The 17,027-nt window shown below is 64.7% G+C and carries 17 protein-coding genes and 1 tRNA gene; 14 read left to right on the top strand and 4 right to left on the bottom strand.

Annotation, left to right across the window (positions count from 1 at the left end; all coding sequences use genetic code 11):
• The coding region (locus Q0693_RS07605) for a S8 family serine peptidase (protein ID WP_298630451.1) at positions 1 to 1,481 on the bottom strand (1,481 nt) is incomplete at its 3' end.
• Between the two features lie 69 nt (positions 1,482 to 1,550).
• On the opposite strand from Q0693_RS07605, the gene proS reads away from it, so the two are divergent.
• Positions 1,551 to 2,984 (top strand): proline--tRNA ligase, encoded by a 1,434-nt coding sequence (proS, locus tag Q0693_RS07600; RefSeq protein ID WP_243031759.1) that lies wholly within the window; start codon positions 1,551 to 1,553, stop codon positions 2,982 to 2,984.
• Between the two features lie 5 nt (positions 2,985 to 2,989).
• Entirely contained in the window at positions 2,990 to 4,726 is a 1,737-nt protein-coding gene (locus Q0693_RS07595; protein WP_298630452.1) for a GNAT family N-acetyltransferase, read from the top strand.
• On the opposite strand, the gene Q0693_RS07590 is transcribed toward Q0693_RS07595, so the two are convergent.
• Positions 4,692 to 5,057 (bottom strand): ASCH domain-containing protein, encoded by a 366-nt coding sequence (locus Q0693_RS07590; protein WP_298630448.1) that lies wholly within the window; start codon positions 5,055 to 5,057, stop codon positions 4,692 to 4,694. The genes Q0693_RS07595 and Q0693_RS07590 overlap by 35 nt on opposite strands.
• Before the next feature lie 14 nt (positions 5,058 to 5,071).
• Between Q0693_RS07590 and nth the strand changes: the two genes are divergently transcribed.
• The 4 genes from nth (at position 5,072) to Q0693_RS07570 (ending at position 9,815) form a co-directional block, all read left to right on the top strand.
• Entirely contained in the window at positions 5,072 to 5,737 is a 666-nt protein-coding gene (gene nth, locus Q0693_RS07585; RefSeq protein WP_243031761.1) for an endonuclease III, read from the top strand.
• Positions 5,738 to 5,782: 45 nt separating this feature from the next.
• Positions 5,783 to 6,937, top strand: a complete 1,155-nt coding sequence (locus Q0693_RS07580) for an MFS transporter (RefSeq protein WP_298630445.1) — start codon at positions 5,783 to 5,785, stop codon at positions 6,935 to 6,937.
• A 29-nt stretch (positions 6,938 to 6,966) separates the two neighbouring features.
• Entirely contained in the window at positions 6,967 to 8,181 is a 1,215-nt protein-coding gene (glp, locus tag Q0693_RS07575) for a gephyrin-like molybdotransferase Glp (RefSeq protein ID WP_298630443.1), read from the top strand.
• A 77-nt stretch (positions 8,182 to 8,258) separates the two neighbouring features.
• Positions 8,259 to 9,815, top strand: coding sequence for a DEAD/DEAH box helicase (locus Q0693_RS07570; RefSeq protein WP_298630441.1), 1,557 nt, complete (start codon positions 8,259 to 8,261; stop codon positions 9,813 to 9,815).
• 141 nt (positions 9,816 to 9,956) lie between these two features.
• Here the strand turns inward: Q0693_RS07570 and Q0693_RS07565 are convergent.
• Positions 9,957 to 10,033: transfer RNA gene (locus tag Q0693_RS07565), tRNA-Arg, on the bottom strand.
• Between the two features lie 399 nt (positions 10,034 to 10,432).
• On the opposite strand from Q0693_RS07565, the gene tkt reads away from it, so the two are divergent.
• The 8 genes from tkt to Q0693_RS07525 are packed head-to-tail and all read left to right on the top strand — an operon-like array spanning position 10,433 to position 15,909.
• Entirely contained in the window at positions 10,433 to 12,388 is a 1,956-nt protein-coding gene (gene tkt, locus Q0693_RS07560) for a transketolase (RefSeq protein ID WP_298630439.1), read from the top strand.
• Positions 12,385 to 13,074: a 2-phosphosulfolactate phosphatase gene (locus tag Q0693_RS07555; protein ID WP_243031766.1), complete on the top strand. Its 690-nt coding sequence runs from the start codon at positions 12,385 to 12,387 to the stop codon at positions 13,072 to 13,074. Before tkt ends, Q0693_RS07555 begins: the two co-directional genes overlap by 4 nt.
• Before the next feature lie 8 nt (positions 13,075 to 13,082).
• Positions 13,083 to 13,892, top strand: coding sequence for a class II fructose-bisphosphate aldolase (locus Q0693_RS07550; protein ID WP_298630436.1), 810 nt, complete (start codon positions 13,083 to 13,085; stop codon positions 13,890 to 13,892).
• On the top strand, positions 13,877 to 14,632 hold the full coding sequence (locus tag Q0693_RS07545) for an HAD-IA family hydrolase (RefSeq protein WP_298630434.1): 756 nt from the start codon (positions 13,877 to 13,879) through the stop codon (positions 14,630 to 14,632). Before Q0693_RS07550 ends, Q0693_RS07545 begins: the two co-directional genes overlap by 16 nt.
• Positions 14,617 to 14,925, top strand: a complete 309-nt coding sequence (locus tag Q0693_RS07540) for a Dabb family protein (protein WP_243031769.1) — start codon at positions 14,617 to 14,619, stop codon at positions 14,923 to 14,925. Before Q0693_RS07545 ends, Q0693_RS07540 begins: the two co-directional genes overlap by 16 nt.
• On the top strand, positions 14,913 to 15,185 hold the full coding sequence (locus Q0693_RS07535) for an annexin VII (RefSeq protein WP_298630432.1): 273 nt from the start codon (positions 14,913 to 14,915) through the stop codon (positions 15,183 to 15,185). Before Q0693_RS07540 ends, Q0693_RS07535 begins: the two co-directional genes overlap by 13 nt.
• Positions 15,186 to 15,194: 9 nt before the next feature.
• The gene (locus Q0693_RS07530) at positions 15,195 to 15,464 is read left to right on the top strand and encodes a hypothetical protein (protein ID WP_243027697.1); all 270 of its coding nucleotides are present in this window, start codon (positions 15,195 to 15,197) and stop codon (positions 15,462 to 15,464) included.
• A gap of 4 nt (positions 15,465 to 15,468) precedes the next feature.
• The gene (locus Q0693_RS07525) at positions 15,469 to 15,909 is read left to right on the top strand and encodes a phosphate-starvation-inducible PsiE family protein (protein ID WP_298630430.1); all 441 of its coding nucleotides are present in this window, start codon (positions 15,469 to 15,471) and stop codon (positions 15,907 to 15,909) included.
• Here Q0693_RS07525 and Q0693_RS07520 read toward each other — a convergent pair.
• Positions 15,887 to 16,792 (bottom strand): LysR family transcriptional regulator, encoded by a 906-nt coding sequence (locus tag Q0693_RS07520; protein ID WP_298630428.1) that lies wholly within the window; start codon positions 16,790 to 16,792, stop codon positions 15,887 to 15,889. The genes Q0693_RS07525 and Q0693_RS07520 overlap by 23 nt on opposite strands.
• Between the last annotated feature and the right edge of the window lie 235 nt (positions 16,793 to 17,027).

Raw genomic sequence — 17,027 nt, 5'->3', positions numbered from 1 at the left:
TGGCCAAAGAGTTGCCGGCTTCCTATGTCCTCTGCGGTGGCCTTCAGGTGGGCCCGCACCTGGCCCGGGGTCCAGTCCTTGTGCAGGGCCTTCACCAGGCCGGCCACCGCGGCCACGTGGGGGCTGGCCATGGAGGTACCGGCATACCAGGCGTAGGCGGGAAGGTTTTCCGTGACGATGATGGTGGAAAGGATCAGGTGGTAACGCCACCCAGGAGGGCGCTGGTTGCTGGGCCGGGCGCACCAGGTTTGGCCGTTTTCGTCCAGGCCGCAGTCGCCTCCGGGGGCGGAAAGATCCACGGCGGCCCCGTAGTTGGAGTAGAAGGCCAGGATGTCCTGGCCGGGTACAGCGTTCAGGGTCTCGTTGGTGGGGTAGGGGTACCGCCAAAGGGGGGTGGCGGTACCGGTGGCGGAGACGGAGACCACCGTGGGGAGGTCAGAGGGGATGTGGACGATGTAGCCGTTGGCGTTTTGGGCGCTGTTCCCCGCTGAGGCTACGATCACCGTGCCCATGCGGTTGGCGTACTTCATCACCCGGTCCCAGGCCACCATGGCGGCCACGTCGTCCTTATTGCGGGTGTCCAGGGTGCCACCCAGGCTCATGTTGATGACGTCGTAGCCCTTTTGGGCAGCATCTATGATGGCCTCAAAGATGGGGCCGTCAAAGGCGCCAACGTCGTCGTATTCCTGACCGCCTTCAGTAAAGTGGATCCGGTCAAACACCTTGTAGGCGGCGATCCTCAGCCCCGGGGCCACCCCCACCACCCGGCCCCCACCGAAGGCGGCGGCGATGGTACCGGAGACATGGGTCCCGTGGGCTTCGTAGAGGGTACTGGGGGCAGGGGTGCACAGGTTGTTGGGGTCAAGGTTATCAAAGTCAATCCACAGGGTGTACTTGGGGTAGCTGGGGGTGTTGTTGGGACCTGCGGTTTCATAACAGTAGTTGGTGGCCACGAAATCCGTGATCTGGCCTACCAGGTCCGGGTGGTTGTCCATGACCCCGGTGTCCAGCACGGCCACCGTGGCCCGGCCCTGGACCTCCAGGGGCACCCTCCGCCACACCTCAGGAGCGCCGATCCGTCTGATGTCCCACTGGTACTTGTAGAGGTTGTCGGCTGTGGTGGGTGCGCCATAGGTTTCTTCTTGGAAAAGGATGCGTTCCGTCTTGGGCAAGGTGTAGCGGCGCTCTGGTCCTACCGCCAGGACCTGGGGGTTTCGGGCCAAGCGGTTGGCTGTGGCTCGGTCCGCCACCACCGTCAGGGCCCCGATGGGCTCCAAGACCTTGACCACCCGTGCACCAACGCTTTGGGCCAGGGCCTGGGCGTTGGGGGGCAGGGTTTCGCTCTTGAAAACCACCAGGTACCGCTCCTTAGGTGCCACTCCTTGAACGGAAAGGCCGGAACCCATGGGCCCCTGCTGGGTGCAGGAGAACAGCCCTAGGGCCAAGAGAGCCAAGAATACAAAGCCAACCATCTTGCGCATGGTCCACCTCCGGTGTTGCCCCCGCATTCTATTCCCCTAGCCAAGATCAGGCAAGTAAGATGAACGGGTATGGCGAAGGAGAAGGGTCTAACGCCGCAAAGCCAGGACTTCAGCGAGTGGTACCTCGAGGTCATCCAAAAAGCGGAGCTCGCCGACTACGGGCCGGTGCGGGGCACCATCGTGGTGCGTCCCTATGGGTATGCCCTTTGGGAAAACATCCAGGGGGTCCTAGACCGCATGTTTAAGGAAACTGGCCACCAAAACGCCTACTTCCCCCTCTTCATCCCCATGAGCTTCCTGCAAAAGGAGGCCGAGCACGTGGAGGGTTTCTCCCCGGAGCTGGCCGTGGTCACCCATGCGGGGGGCGAGGAGCTGGAGGAGCCTTTAGCCGTGCGCCCCACCTCGGAGACCGTGATCGGCTACATGTGGTCCAAGTGGATCAAAAGCTACCGCGACCTTCCCCAGCTTCTCAACCAGTGGGGCAACGTGGTGCGCTGGGAGCTTCGCACCCGGCCCTTCTTGCGCACCAGCGAGTTCTTGTGGCAGGAGGGACACACCGCCCACGCCACCCGGGAGGAGGCGGAGGAAGAGGTGCGCCGGATGCTTGCCATCTACGCCAAGCTGGCCCGGGAGTACGCTGCCATCCCGGTGGTGGAGGGGATGAAGACGGAGAAGGAGAAGTTCGCCGGGGCGGTCTACACCACCACCATTGAGGCCTTGATGCGGGATGGCAAGGCCCTGCAGTCGGGTACCAGCCACTACCTGGGGGAGAACTTCGCCCGGGCCTTTGACATCAAGTTCCAGGACAAGGACCTCCAGGTGAAGTACGTGCACACCACCAGCTGGGGGTTGTCCTGGCGTTTTATTGGCGCCATCATCATGACCCATGGGGACGATCAGGGCCTCATCCTGCCCCCCCGCCTGGCCCCCATCCAGGTGGTGATCGTGCCCATCTACCGGGAGGAAAGCCGGGAGAGGGTCCTGGAGGCGGCCTGGGATCTCAAGAAGCGCCTTCTTGCGGCGGGGCTTCGCGTCCATCTGGACGACCGGGACCAGTACACCCCAGGGTACAAGTTCCACGAGTGGGAGCTTAAGGGGGTGCCCTTCCGCATAGAGCTGGGGCCCAAGGACCTGGAGGCGGGCGAGGCCGTGCTGGCGAGCCGCCTGGGGGGAAAGGAGCGCCTGGCTTTGGAAACCCTCCCCATCGTGCTACCCGAGAAGCTGGATGCCTTCCACCAGGCCCTCTACCAACGGGCCCTGGAGTTCCGGGAGGCCCACACCCGCAAGGTGGACACCTACGAGGAGTTCAAGGAGGCGGTGCAGGAAGGCTTCGCCTTGGCCTTCCACTGCGGGGACCGGGCCTGCGAGAAGGCCATCCAGGAGGAGACCACCGCCACCACCCGTTGCGTGCCCTTTGAGGCCGAGCCGGAACAGGGGGTTTGCGTGCGCTGTGGGCGGGAAAGCGCCTACGGCAAGCGGGTGTTTTTCGCCAAGGCCTATTAACGCCCGTGAGGGTCCAGGGACGGAAGGTTTACTGGCGCTGGTTCGGGGAGGTTTTCCTCGAGGGGGGGCTGAGGCTTCGCATGACCGGGGACGCGGCGAAATGGCTCCGTCCCGGGGATCGGGTTCGGCTGACCACGGAGTTCCGCCAACCCCTTCTGGGCTTTGACGAGTACGCCCTCAAGGGGGTTTTCCCCGTGTGGCCCTTGTTCCTCAAGACGCTGGACCACATTCGGGAAAGCCCCCTAGGGGGCGAGGTGTACCGTTACCGTCTGCGCGCGCGGGAGGCCATGTATGAGGGGGATTTTGAGGCCATCGCCGAGCTGGAGCAGTACCACTACGCCTCGGAGAAGGAGGTGGTGGCCCAATGGGTCTGCCCCCGTTGCGGGAAGACCCTTCTTGCCAACACCAAGCCCCTTTGTGGATGCGGGGGGGAGGCCCGCCTGAAGGAGATCCGGGGCTCCACCCCGGCCAGCCGGTTCCTCATCCTGGAGTTGGTGGAGCGCCTACCCTTTGAGCCCCGGATCCTGGGCTACGTGCGCCTGGATCCACCCCTTCCCCGGATGCACCGCAGGATCCCTGGGGGTGTGGAGCGGAACATCCGCGAGCGCATCTTTCCGCAGGATTGGTTCCACCCCACCTTTGAGGGCGGGGAGGACTGGGAAGGAGCCCTGGACCAGGTGTACACCGCCGCCAGCCGCATCGCCCGGGTGGTGGTGCATCCCGACTACCGCTCGGAGGGTCTGGGGGCCCTTTTGGTGGAGCTGGCTTTGGCGTGGGTTAAGGAGCGGGCGGTTCCCGAGGGCAGGCGGGAGAAGCACCTGGTGTACACCGTGGCCCAGATGGCCCGCTACCATCCCTTCTTTGAGAAGGTGGGTTTCCGCTACCTCTTTGATACCGCCTCGGGAAGGCCGGTTTTGGCCTATCCCCTTACAGGGGAAGCGGAGCACTACATGGAGCAGTTCTTAAAGGAGGACCCCTACGCCAGGGCCCACCGGGGGAGGCTTTTCGTTTCCCGTTTTGGGAAGGTGCAGGGGTTGGCGGAGCCCGTCCGGCTGGTGGGGGTTCGCAAGGGGTATCGGAACCATTTGGACCTATCCGACCTTTCCCCCGAGGTGCAGGAGACCCTTGCAGCCTTTGGGGTCAAGGCCCGGGTTTTGGAGCGGGCGATCCTTAGGGAGGTGGACCTCGAGGTTCCTCCGGGCAGCGTGGTGGCCATAGCCGGAGCCAGCGGCGCAGGAAAGACCACCCTTCTTCGCCTCCTCCTGGGGGAGCCCCCGGATGGGGGAGAGGTGGAGGTGCCCCAGGGCAGGCGGGTGGCCTATATCCCGGGGGAATGGGAGGTGGACCTGGGCCAGGAGCCCATCTTGGAGAGACTTTATCGCCAGCTTGGGGATGTGGGGGCGGCCATAGAGGTGCTAAACCGGGTGGGGCTTTCCGACGCCGTGCTCTACCGGGCGAGGCCGAAGGAGCTTTCCACGGGGCAGCGGGAGCGCTACCGCCTGGCCCTCTTGGTGGCCCAGCGCCCCGATCTGCTCCTGATCGACGAGTTTGCGGCCCACCTGGACGTGCCCACGGCCAGGCGGGTGGCCCTGGGCCTGGGCAAGCTGGTGCGCCAGGCGGGCATCACCCTAATGGTGGCCACCCACCGCCAGGAGGTGATCGCCTCTTTGGATCCGGACCTCCTGGTCTTTGTGGGGTATGGGGGGCTTATGGCCATACCTCGGAAAGATCCACGAAGATGACCCTGCCGGGCTTTTTGGGCACGAAGAGGGGTTCTTCGTAGCGGAAGGCGTTGCGCAGGATCCAGGCATACAGGGGCTGTTCCCCGGCGTAGGCCCGGAGAAAGGCTTCGTCCGCCAGGTGTTTTTCCGGGTGGGCTAAAAGCTCCTCCACGGTGAAGGGTCCTTGCACGTCCAGGAGATCGGCTTGGCCGATGAGATACCCGCCGGTGATGATGCCCAAAGGACCCCGATGGCGGGTTTTGCGTTTGCGGATCTCCCAGGTTTTTTTGCCATCCACGATGAGGCTGGCGTAAGGTTCCCGTACAATCAGCCCCAGCTTTGGCGCATCCACACCCCCATTGTAGAGTGGACGCTGTGGGGTGCCCTAGGGAAGGGCTAAAGGAGAAGAAAAGGCGGGCCTTGGCCATCTTGGAGGCCCTAAAGGAGGCTTACCCTGGAGCCAAGACGGAGCTTAAGCACAATAGCCCTTTTCAGCTCCTGGTGGCCACGGTGCTTTCCGCCCAAGCCACGGACAAAAGCGTCAACGAGGCCACCCCAGCCCTCTTTGCCCGCTTTCCCGACGCCCAGGCCTTAGCCCAGGCTTCGCCGGAAGAGGTGGAGCCCTATATAAAGCGCATCGGCCTTTACCGCAGCAAGGCCAAGAACCTGGTGGCCTTAGCCAGAAGGCTGGTGGAGGAGCATGGGGGGGAGGTACCCAGGGAAAAGGAGGCCTTGATGGCGCTACCGGGGGTGGGCTGGAAGACGGCCACCGTGGTTCTGGGGGCGGCTTTTGGCGTGCCGGGCATTGCCGTGGACACCCACGTGGCCCGCTTGGCGAGAAGGCTATGCCTCTCCCAGGCCAAAAGCCCCGAGGGGGTGGGCAAGGACCTCGAGGCCCTATTTCCCAAAAAGGACTGGGTATTCGTCCACCACGCCCTGGTGCTCCACGGGCGGTACGTGTGCCTGGCCCGGAAGCCTCGCTGTGGGGACTGCCCCTTGGCGGCCCATTGCCCCAGCCGGCAGGAAGGGTAGTTGGGGGCTGTAGCCCAGGTTTGCCCTTCCGGGGAGAGGTCTGTAATGAAGAATGTACTGAGTACAGCAGAGTACCGGCTTGTTCTCGCCAGTTTCCTGTGGTCCTTCGGGGCCAATCTGGTCTATTTTTTTCTCAACTTCCACCTCGAGGCCCTGGGCTATAGCCGCCAGGCCATCGGGTTTGCCCAAGCCCTTTTGCTCCTGGTGGGGGTGGTCTTGGCCCTGCCCCTGGCCTACCTCATCCCCCGTCTGGGCTACCGCAAAAGCCTGCTCTTGGCCTTGGCCTTAGCCATGGGAAGCGGGCTGTTTTTGGGGCTTGGCCTTGGGGTATTCCCCTCCTTGGCGGGGTATGGCTTGGCCGGGGCCTTGGTGCAGGGGGCGGGGGCTCCGCTTATGGCCCGGTTGGTGCCGGCGAAGAGGTGGGTTTCCCTTTTCAGCCTACAAGCGGCTTTGACCACGGCCTCGGGGTTTTTCTCCACCCTTCTTGCTGGGTTCCTTTCCGAATGGGTGGGAGCCCGATGGGTGCTTCTTTTCGGGCTGCCCTTTTTCCTCCTGGCCCTGCCCTTTCTCCTTGGGCTTCCCGAGGGCCAGGGGACACCCCCAAGGCTCTCGGGGCGGTTTGGCCTTTGGCTTCGCCTTTTTGTGCCCCAGGCGGTTATCGGCTTTGGGGCCGGGCTGGTGATCCCCTTCTTGAACCTATATATGCGGGAAAAGTTCGGCCTTAGCTACGGGACCACGGGCTTCATCTTTGCCCTTTCCGCCCTGGCTACGGGAGGGGCCATGCTCCTTCAGCCCCCTTTGGTGCGCCGCATGGGGAAACTGGGGGCCATCGTGTTTGTCCAGGCCCTATCCCTACCCTTTTTGGCCATTTTGGCCTGGGTCTCTTGGCTTCCTCTGGTGACCTTGGCCCTCCTCATCCGCGGGGCCCTTATGAACGCTGCCGGGCCGGTCTACGCCGCCTTGGTGATGGATTACCTGGAGGAGGGGGAACGCCCCGGTTTCTTCTTGGTGGAAGCGGCCCTTTGGAGCTTGCTCTTTTCCCTGGGCAGTGCCCTTTCCGGTGCCCTGCAGGAGGCCTTGGGCCTTGCGGCCTTCAACTACCTCTTCGCCACCACCCTGGGCCTGTACGCCCTGGGGATTGCCCTTTGGCCCTGGGCCCTGGGGGGGCTTCGGAGGGCCTATGAGGAACGCACTTCCTGAAGCGGGACGGTCTGTCCTAGACTGGGCCTATGCGCACGGGCATTAGCGTGGAGGAAGCCTTGACCTTGGTTTTGAGGGAGGCCCAAGGGGAGCTTTCCGTGGAGGAGGTTCCCCTAAGGGAGGCGTATGGCCGGGTGTTGGCCCAGGACTTGGCCTCCTTGGTGAACCACCCTGACCAGGACGATACCGCCGTGGACGGCTATGCCTGCCGGCGAGAGGATACCCTGGGGGCCAGCTGGGAAAGCCCTGTGCGCCTTCGGGTTATCGGGGAATCCCCGGCGGGAAGGCCGTTTGCCGGAAGGGTTGGCCAAGGGGAGGCGGTGGCCGTTTACACCGGAGCCCCCATTCCCCAGGGAGCGGATGCCGTCATCCGGGTGGAGGATACCCGTAGGGAGGGGGAATATGTGCTCCTCTTGGCTCCCGCGAGCCCTAAGGACATCCGCCCTCAGGGGGATGACCTAAAAGGGGGAGAGGTGTACCTGCGGCGGGGGGACCTCCTCACCCCGGGGAGGCTGGGCCTGGCGGCGGCCATGGGATATCCGCGCCTAAAGGTATTCCGGCGTCCTCGAGTGGGCATCCTTTCCACGGGGGATGAGGTGGTGGAGCCGGGAGAACCCCTGCCCTTTGGTGGGGTGTACAACTCCAACGCCTATAGCCTTCTCGGCCTGGTACAGGAGGCGGGGGGCGAGCCGGTGCTCCTGGGCAAGGTGGAGGACCAGCCCGATAGGGTGTTGGAAAGTCTGGAGGCGGCAGGGCCTTTGGACCTCCTCCTCACCTCCGGGGGGGTGTCCATGGGGGAGTACGACGTGGTGCGCAAGGTGTTGGAGCAGGTGGGGGAGGTGGTGTTCTGGAAGGTGCAACAACAACCAGGAAAGCCCCTCCTTCTGGCCCGCCTGCGGGGCATCCCCGTCTTGGGGCTTCCGGGAAACCCGGTTTCCAGCATGGTTTCCTTCTTCCTCTACGGCCGGCCCTTCCTCTTCCAGCTCCAGCGCCGCACCGACCCTCCCTACCGGTCCTTGAGGGCCAAGGCCCTCACCCCCTTTAAGGGAGCCCAGGATAGGAAGGCCTTCCGCCGCGGGGTACTTTCCTTTGAGGGGGAGCTGGTGGTGCGCAGCACGGGGAACCAGTCCAGCGGGGTCTTGCGCTCCATGGCCTTGGGCAACGCCTTGGTTGCCCTTTCCCCGGGCCAGGATGCCCAGGAGGGGGAGATGGTGGAGGTCATTCCCTTGACTTTTGTGCTCTAGTTCACTAAACTTAAAGGGTTTTACGGGCTTTACCCCCTCCTTTTCGGGCGCGGGTGGGGCCCGGGAAGTGAGAGAGAATGGAGTTCAAAGATTTTCCCCTGAAGGACGAGATCAAGGAAGCCCTTTTGCGCCGGGGCATCACCGCCCCCACCCCCATCCAGGCGGCGGCGTTGCCCTTGGCCCTCGAGGGCAAGGACCTCATCGGCCAGGCCCGCACGGGTACGGGCAAGACCCTGGCCTTCGCCCTGCCCATCGCCCAGGCCCTGGAGGCCTCCAAGGAACGGGGCCGCCCTCCCCGGGCCTTGGTCCTCACCCCTACCCGGGAGCTGGCCCTGCAGGTGGCCTCGGAGCTGGCGGCGGTGGCCCCCCACCTCAAGGTGGTCACCGTGTACGGGGGCACGGGCTACGGGAAGCAAAAGGAGGAGCTGGCCCGGGGGGCCGATGTGGTGGTGGCCACCCCTGGGCGGGCCCTGGACTACTTGAGGCAAGGGGTTTTGGACCTTTCCCAGGTGCGCATCGCCGTCTTGGACGAGGCGGATGAGATGCTTTCCATGGGGTTTGAGGAGGAGGTGGAGGCCATCCTGGCCGCCACCCCTAAGGAGCGCCAGACCCTCCTTTTCTCCGCCACCTTGCCCTCTTGGGCCAGGAAGCTGGCGGAGCGGTACATGAAAAGCCCTGTGGTCATCAATGTGGTGCGGGAGGAGGGGGTTACCTACCAGGAGGAGGCCATCCCTGCCCCCAACGACCGGCTTGGCCTCCTGTCCGACATCCTTTTTGTAAAGGCGCCCAAGCGGGCCATCGTTTTCACCCGCACCAAGGCCGAGACCGAGGAGGTGGCCACGGGGCTCCTTCGTCTTGGCCATGCCGCCCGGGCCATCCACGGGGACCTTTCCCAAAGCGACCGGGAGAGGGTCATGAAGGCTTTCCGGGAAGGGGAGGTGAAGGTGCTGGTGGCCACGGATGTGGCGGCCAGGGGCTTGGACATCCCCGAGGTGGACCTGGTGGTGCACTACCGCCTGCCCGACAAGCCGGAAACCTACCAGCACCGCTCGGGGCGCACGGGGCGGGCGGGGCGGGGGGGTGAGGTGGTGATCCTCTATGGGCCCCGGGAAAAGCGGGAGCTTTCCGAGCTGGAAAGGGCGGTGGGCCGCACCTTCAAGCGGGTGAACCCTCCCACGCCCGAGGAGGTCCTCGAGGCCAAATGGCACCACCTCCTGGCCCGTCTGGCCCGGGTGCCGGAACGGGACTACAAGCTGTACCAGGACTTCGCCAGCCGTCTTTTTGCCGAGGGGCGGGTGGAGGTGGTGGCGGCCCTCATGGCGCTTCTTCTGGGTGGGGCACCCAAGGAGAAGAGCCTTCTCACGGGCGAAGAGGGCTGGCTGACCTTTAAGGCCACGGGGCCCAGGCTCACCCTGCCCCGGCTGGTGGCCCTCCTGAAGGAGGCGGGCCTCGAGGTGGGGAAGATCGCCCAAGGCGGGGAAGGCTTCTATGTGGACCTCCGCCCCCAGGACCTGCCTAGGCTTTCGGAGGTTCAGGGTGTAAAACTGGAGCGGGCCAAGCGGGTGGAAGCCCTGCCCGAAGCCTACGCGGGCGCCCAAAGTTCTTCCCGGGGCCGCCGCTCAGGCCGGGTTTAGACCCGTTCCCGCCCCGTTGTGCCCCCTAGCTACCCGGGAGCATACCCTGGGGAAGGGACGTACCGGGGCCCCCACCTGGGCTTAGGCCAAGGTGGGGTGGTAAGGAGCTAGGCCCGTCCCCCACGGGAGACGGGCCCTTCTTGGTGCGCCCGGAGGGATTCGAACCCCCGGCCTAGGGCTTAGGAAGCCCCCGCTCTATCCTGCTGAGCTACGGGCGCCCACACCTAGAGGATTCTAGCAGCCTTCTTGGGCCAAGGCAAGCGGCGTGCCTGCTGGGCCTTTGAAGCCTGAAGGATGATTAAAGGTAACGTCCTTGCCCCCTAGTGGGGGGAGTAGGCACCGCCGAAGGCTTTGGGGCTGTGTGTGGGCCTATAGGCTGGCCCGCGGGGATCTTGAAAGGCCTTGGGCGGACTTGCCCCCTCCATGCGCACTTAGAGGGGGGTCAGAGGGGATTCTTGCCGTCTGGGTCCAGGCGTAGTCCCCACGCACGTGGGGATGGCCCGGCGGCCTTATAGCTATCCCCCAGTGCAACGGACAGAAGGATAACAGTAAGCTTATAGAAGCGGGTCCTGGCTCCGCTTGTGCCCTCCTTCACGGAGGCGTACCCTGGAGGCAACATGACTGCGACCAAGGACCTCACCAGCCTTTCGGTGAACGCCATCCGGTTTTTGGCCATAGACGCCGTGGAGAAGGCCAAAAGCGGCCACCCCGGTATGCCCATGGCCATGGCTCCTCTGGCCTATCTCCTGTACCGGGAGGTCATGCGCCACAATCCCCTGAACCCCACCTGGCCTAACCGGGACCGCTTTGTGCTGTCCGCAGGCCATGGTTCCATGCTCCTGTATGCCGTTTTGCACCTCACGGGCTATGACCTTTCCCTGGATGAGATCAAGCGCTTCCGCCAGTGGGGCTCCAAGACCCCGGGCCACCCCGAGTACGGCCACACCCCTGGGGTGGAGGTGACCACGGGGCCCTTGGGCCAGGGCATATCCACCGCTGTGGGCATGGCCTTGGCGGAGAGGAAACTGGCCGCGGAGTTCAACCGCCCAGGGCACGAGGTGGTGGACCACTACACCTATGTCTTGGCCTCGGATGGGGACTTGATGGAGGGGATCTCCGGGGAGGCCAGCTCCCTGGCAGGGACCTGGAAGCTATCCAAGCTCATCGTCTTCTGGGACGACAACCACATTTCCATTGACGGCTCCACGGACCTGGCCTTCACCGAGGATGTCCTGGCCCGCTACCGGGCCTACGGGTGGCACACCCTGAGGGTGGAGGATGCCAACGACCTCGAGGCCCTCCGCCAGGCCATCCGCCTGGCCCAGCTGGACGAAAGGCCCTCCCTCATCGCCGTTCGCAGCCACATCGGCTATGGCTCTCCCAAGCAGGACTCCCACAAGGCCCACGGGGAGCCCTTGGGACCTGAGGCGGTGGAGGCCACCCGCAGGAATCTGGGCTGGCCCTATCCGCCCTTTGAGGTGCCCGAGGAGGTCTACCGGCACATGGACATGCGGGAACAGGGAAGGGCCTGGCAGGAGGCTTGGGAGGGGCTCATGGAAGCCTACGCAAAGGCCTATCCTGACCTCCACCAGGAGCTCGTGCGCCGCCTAAAGGGGGAACTTCCTTCCTTGCCCGAGGAACCCCCCGCCTTTGACAAGCCCGTGGCCACCCGGGCCGCAAGTGGCAAGGCCTTGGACGCCATCGCTCCCCGGATGCCGGAACTCCTTGGGGGTAGCGCCGACCTTACCCCTTCCAATAACACCCAAGCCCAGGGCATGGCGGATTTCTCCCCGCAAAATCCTACCGGGCGCTACCTCCACTACGGGGTGCGGGAGCACGGCATGGGGGCCATCCTCAACGGCCTCAACCTCCACGGGGGCTATAGGGCGTATGGGGGCACTTTCCTAGTTTTCTCCGACTATATGCGCCCGGCCATTCGCCTGGCGGCCCTTATGGGCACCCCCACGGTCTTCGTTTTCACCCACGACACCATCGCCCTGGGTGAGGACGGTCCCACCCACCAGCCGGTGGAACACCTCATGAGCCTTAGGGCCATCCCCAACCTCTGGGTGATTCGGCCGGCCGACGCTTACGAAACCTTTTATGCCTGGCAGGTGGCCCTAAAGCGCAAGGAAGGACCCACGGCCCTCATCCTTACCCGGCAGGCGGTGCCCCTCCTTTCCCCGGAGAAGGCCCAAGGGGTTCTAAAGGGTGGGTATGTGGTAGACGATGCCGAGAACCCCGAGGGGGTCATCGTGGCCACGGGAAGCGAGGTGCACTTGGCCCTTAGGGCCAAGGCCCTTTTGGCGGAAAGGGGCCGCCGGGTGCGGGTGGTGAGCCTGCCTTCCTTTGAGCTCTTTGCCGCGCAGCCGGAAGCCTACCGGCAAAGCGTCCTGCCCCCGGGCCTGCCCACGGTGGCGGTGGAGGCTGGGGTTAGCCTGGGTTGGGAGCGGTACGCCCAAAAGGTGGTGGGCCTGGACCGCTTTGGGGCCAGCGCCCCGTACCCTGAGGTCTACGAGAAGCTGGGCTTTACCCCCGAGCGGGTGGCGGAAGCCTTGGAGGCGCTCTTGTGAAGTTTCGCATAGACCCTTTGCCCCAACCTGGCTCGTATCCGGGCACGGCCATTGTGGTGGACGTGATCCGGGCCACCACCACCGCCGCCCTTTACCTAAGGGCGGGGGCTAAGGCCTTGGTCCTGGCTCCGGGGGTGGAGGTGGCCCGCAGTCTTCGCCAGGATGGGGAGATTCTGGCCGGGGAGGTGGGTGGGCTTCCGCCAGAGGGGTTTGACCTGGGCAACTCCCCCCGGGAGGTGGGGGCCGTGGCGGGCAAAACGGTGGTCATGGCCACCACCAACGGCACCCGGGCCGCCCATGCGGCCTTAGGGGCCAGGCATATCCTTCTGGGTTCCTTGCAAAACGCCCAGGCGGTGGCGGAGGTGGCGGCAGGCTCAGGTGGGGAAGTGGCTATCGTCTGTGCGGGCAAGGAGGGCAACATAGCCCTGGATGACCTTTACACGGCTGGGGTCATTGGAAGACGCCTGCAGGCCCTAGGGTTTGCCCCGGAAGGGGAGATGGCCCACCTGGCCCTTTTTCTGGCGGAGAACCCTCCTTTGCCGGTGCTCACTGCCAGCGAGGCGGCCAAGGCCCTGGTGGCGGTGGGGCTTGGGGAGGATGTGGCGGAGTGCGCTCGGGTGGACGCCCACAGGGTGGTCCCCCGCTTCTTGGGGATGCGGGGGGAGGGCATGGTGTTTGGGCTATAGGAGGAGGGATGCTGGCCACTTTGCGGGAGGTTTTGCCGGAGAAGGGCCGGGCGGTGGGGGCCTTTGACGTGGTGGGCCTGGAGTGGGCCGAGGCCATCCTGGAGGGAGCGGAAACCCTAGGCCTTCCCGTGATCCTAAGCGTGGCTCCGCATCTCGGGGGGCCGCCCTTGGAGGCCTTAGCCCCAGGGCTTGTCCATCTGGCCGATGGGGCCAAGGTGCCCGTGGCCCTGCACCTGGACCACGGGGAGAGCCTTCAGGAGGTGGTGCGGGCCCTAAAGCTGGGCTTCACCAGCGTGATGCTGGATGGCAGCCACCTTCCCCTGGAGGAGAACATTCGCCTCACCCGCCTGGCGGTGGAGGTGGCCCGGGCCTATGGGGCCACGGTGGAGGGGGAGGTGGGGGCGGTGCCGGGAGGCTACGGGGGGGAAGTTTCCCACGAGCCCGTGGCCTACACCGACCCTCTGGAGGCCAGGCGCTACTTGGCGGAAACCGGGGTGGACGCTTTGGCGGTGAGCATCGGCACCCGCCACGGCCTCCACAAAGGGCCGGTGCGCCTCAACTTGCCCCTTCTGGAGGAGTTAGGCCAGCTACCCGTTCCCCTGGTCCTGCACGGGGCCTCGGGCCTGAGGCCGGAGGAGTACCGGGCCTTGGTGGACCGGGGGATCCGCAAGATCAACCTGTATGCCGACCTGGCCCTCGAGGCGGCCTCCCTTCTCAAGAAGGTGGAGGCGGAGGACTATTTGGGTCTGGTAGCGGGCATGAAGGAGGGCTTAAAGGATTTGGCCATGGCTAGGATGCGCCTATGGTGGGGAAGCTGAAAGCCCTTCTTTGGGACTTGGATGGCACCTTGGCCGAAACCGAGGAGCTCCACCGCGAGGCCTTCAACCGGGCCTTTGCCCACTTTGGCCTGCCCCTTTACTGGGACCAGGAGACCTACGCCCGCCTCCTTTGGACCACGGGGGGCAAGGAGCGCCTTAAGCGGGCCTTGGAGGAAACCCCTGGAGCGCCCAACCTCACCTGGGAGGAGATCGCCGAGGTCCACCGGTACAAGACGGACCTTTACCTGAAGCTTTTGCGGGAGGAAGGGGTCACGCTTCGGCCGGGAGTGCGCCGGCTCCTTGCCGAAGCCCGGGAGGCGGGGGTAGCCTTGGGCCTTTGCACCACCACCAGCCCAGAAAACGCGGAGGCCTTCTTGGAGGGCACGGGGCTTTTGGGCTGGTTTGACCTGGTCCTGGCGGGGGATGTGGTTCCCAGGAAAAAGCCCGACCCGAGCATTTACCTCCTGGCCCAGGAGCGGCTGGGTTTGGCCCCGGAGGAGGGCCTAGTGGTGGAGGATTCCCGAAACGGCCTCCTAAGCGCCAAGGGGGCGGGTTTTCCGGTCCTCATCACCCCTAGCCTCTACACCCTGGACCAGGACTACCGGGAGGCCGAGGCCCTCCTTCCCCACCTGGGGGAGCCTGGGGACCCAGCCCCCGTTCTCCAGGGACCGAGGGCCGGGGAGCGGGTGGTGGTGGATCTGGGTTATCTGGAGGAGGTACGGAGATGGTGGAGCACTTGATCGTGTTTAACACTGAGGCCAGCCCAGAGGAGGTGCGCCGCATGGTGCAGCAGGCGCGGGAGGTCCTGCTGCAGATTCCTGGGGTCTGCGGCCTGCGCTATGGGGAGGCCCTTTCCCCGGAGGCCCGCTACCGCTACTGGCTTTCCGTCCTCTTTGAGGGGCCGGAGGTGGTGGAGTTCTACCGGGACCATCCCCTGCACGTGGAGTTCGCCAACCGGGTCTTCCGCCCCATGGCCCAGGACCGGATCACCACCGACTACCTGGTGCTGACGGAGGTACCATGCGGCACCTAACCCACCAGGAGGCGGAGCGCAAGGCCCTTAGGATTTTGGTGGACGGGCTGGGGGAGGGTTTGGTGGTAGAGGGGGAGGGGGGGTACTACGCCCTCTACTACTTCTACAGCTGGTACGGGCGCAAGGCTCCTGATCCCGAGGAAACCCCCGACTGGGTGGAAGGACCTAGGCCCTCCCCCGAGGGGTTCCGCGACCCCTACGACCAAGCCCGCTGGTTGGAGGATAATGGGTATACGCTCTTCATCAACGAGTCCAAGTAGGAGGTGGGTATGGACTACTCCGAGATGCCCTACCAGGAGGCCAGGAAGCAGGCGGTTAAGGTGCTGGAGGACGGCTACGGGGATGCGGTGATCCTCAAGGACGCCCACGGGTACTGGGCCCTCTACTACCTCTATGGCTTCCAGGCTCCACCCCCCGAGGCCCTGCCCCACTGGATGGAAGGGCCCTTGCCCACGGAGGAGGGTATCCGCTCCCCTTACGAGATGCAGAAGTTCTTGGAGGAACAGGGGGAGTTTACCTACCTCAACGACGTAGACTAGACCCATGAAGCGGGATGCCTACCGGGTCCTCCAGGTTACGGAAACCGTCATTTACCTGTTTGCCGGTTTTCTCATTGCGGCTGGGGCAGCGGTGCTCCTCCTTTCCACCTTGGTGGAGGGGGTTCACCACCTCCTGGAGGGGGACTATGGGGAAGTGGCCCTGGCCCTTTTGGACCGGGTGCTCCTGGCCTTGATGCTGGCGGAGATCCTCTACACCCTGCTCCGCTTTGCCAAGGAGGGGACCCTCGAGGCCACCCCCTTTCTGGTCATCGGCCTCATCGCCGCCATCCGCCGCATCCTGGTCCTCACCGCAGAGGCGGTGGAGAAGTTTGACCTGGCGGACCCGGCCTTCATGGCGGTGCTGGCGGAGCTAGGGCTTCTTTCCCTCATGGTGGTGGCCCTTGCCCTAGCCATGCGCCTGGTTAGGAGCGAAGCAGGGCGATGAGGGCCTGGGCTGCGGGGTTGGCCACGCTCTTGGGGTGCACCAGCCAGAAGTAGCGGCGGATCTCCCCCACGGGCTCGGATAGCCTTAAGGCACGCAGGTTCCCCACCTTTAGGTTGGGCTGAACCACCACCCGGCTCACAATACCCACCCCGGCTCCGGCCAGCACCAGGCGCTTGGTCACCTCGTTGTTGTCGGTGTAGAAGATGGGGTTAAGTTCCAGGCCCACCTGTTCAAAGGCCCGCTCCAGGGCCCGCCAGGTCATGGAGCCGGGCTTCCGCACGATAAGGGTTTCCTCCTTGAGCCACTCCGGGGGAATGGTATCCCGCCCGGCCCAAGGGTGGTCGGGAGGCACGATGAGGACCAGCTCGTCCTCGTAGAAAAGGTGGCGCTCGTAGCCTTCCCAGTGCTCCACGCCTTCTAAAATGGCGAACTCCACCTCCCCCATGCGCAGGCGTTCCGCCAGGCGTTCGGAGGAGCCGCTTTCCACGTACACCCGTACCCCAGGGTGGGCCTGGTGGAAGTCCTTAAGGAAAAGCGGAAGCACATAGGTGGCCATGGTGGTGGCCGCCCCTAAGGTAACCTCCCCCAGCTCCAGCCGGCCCATGGCCTGGGAGACCCGCTGAAACTCCTCCAGGGCCTGGACCACCCGCCTGGCCTCGGGCAGGAGGGCCTCCCCTACCCGGGAAAGGACCAGGTGCCGGCCCTGGCGCTCAAAAAGGGGGTGGCCTACCTGCTCCTCCAAGGCCCGCAGGTACTGGCTCACCGCGGGCTGGGTGATGCCCAAGGCCAAGGCCGCCCGGCCCACTCCTCCTTCCTCCACCACCGTGACAAAGACCCGTAATGCGGCAGGGTTGGGCAGTTTGGCATTCTTAGTTATCAGCATTTTCTTATGCTATCACGGGGGGTGAATAACCGTAAATCCGGGGCCTATGGATAGCTGCATTAGTAAAATGTTATATCAACGTTAACTTATGCTCTGAGGAAAAGCATATGATTGCAGTAATAAAAATCCCCCTCTAAGGTAAGCGCATGGCCATGCCCACACGCAACCTAGGCCTGGACCTGATGCGGGCCACGGAGGCCGCTGCCTTGGCCTCGGCCCGCTTCGTGGGCCGGGG

Source organism: uncultured Thermus sp., assembly GCF_938010445.1.
GTDB lineage: Bacteria > Deinococcota > Deinococci > Deinococcales > Thermaceae > Thermus > Thermus altitudinis.
The sequence above is the reverse complement of the archived record's forward strand: the minus strand, read 5'-3'. Positions and strand labels throughout refer to the sequence as shown.

Bases quoted from the DNA above. Each gene is read 5' to 3' on its own strand.
- proS (WP_243031759.1), top strand. From the start codon at position 1,551: ATGGCGAAGGAGAAGGGTCTAACGCCGCAAAGCCAGGACTTCAGCGAG.
- Q0693_RS07580 (WP_298630445.1), top strand. From the start codon at position 5,783: ATGAAGAATGTACTGAGTACAGCAGAGTACCGGCTTGTTCTCGCCAGT.
- glp (WP_298630443.1), top strand. From the start codon at position 6,967: ATGCGCACGGGCATTAGCGTGGAGGAAGCCTTGACCTTGGTTTTGAGG.
- Q0693_RS07570 (WP_298630441.1), top strand. From the start codon at position 8,259: ATGGAGTTCAAAGATTTTCCCCTGAAGGACGAGATCAAGGAAGCCCTT.
- tkt (WP_298630439.1), top strand. From the start codon at position 10,433: ATGACTGCGACCAAGGACCTCACCAGCCTTTCGGTGAACGCCATCCGG.
- Q0693_RS07550 (WP_298630436.1), top strand. From the start codon at position 13,083: ATGCTGGCCACTTTGCGGGAGGTTTTGCCGGAGAAGGGCCGGGCGGTG.
- Q0693_RS07545 (WP_298630434.1), top strand. From the start codon at position 13,877: ATGGTGGGGAAGCTGAAAGCCCTTCTTTGGGACTTGGATGGCACCTTG.
- Q0693_RS07540 (WP_243031769.1), top strand. From the start codon at position 14,617: ATGGTGGAGCACTTGATCGTGTTTAACACTGAGGCCAGCCCAGAGGAG.
- Q0693_RS07535 (WP_298630432.1), top strand. From the start codon at position 14,913: ATGCGGCACCTAACCCACCAGGAGGCGGAGCGCAAGGCCCTTAGGATT.
- Q0693_RS07530 (WP_243027697.1), top strand. From the start codon at position 15,195: ATGGACTACTCCGAGATGCCCTACCAGGAGGCCAGGAAGCAGGCGGTT.
- Q0693_RS07525 (WP_298630430.1), top strand. From the start codon at position 15,469: ATGAAGCGGGATGCCTACCGGGTCCTCCAGGTTACGGAAACCGTCATT.
- Q0693_RS07520 (WP_298630428.1), bottom strand. From the start codon at position 16,792: ATGCTGATAACTAAGAATGCCAAACTGCCCAACCCTGCCGCATTACGG.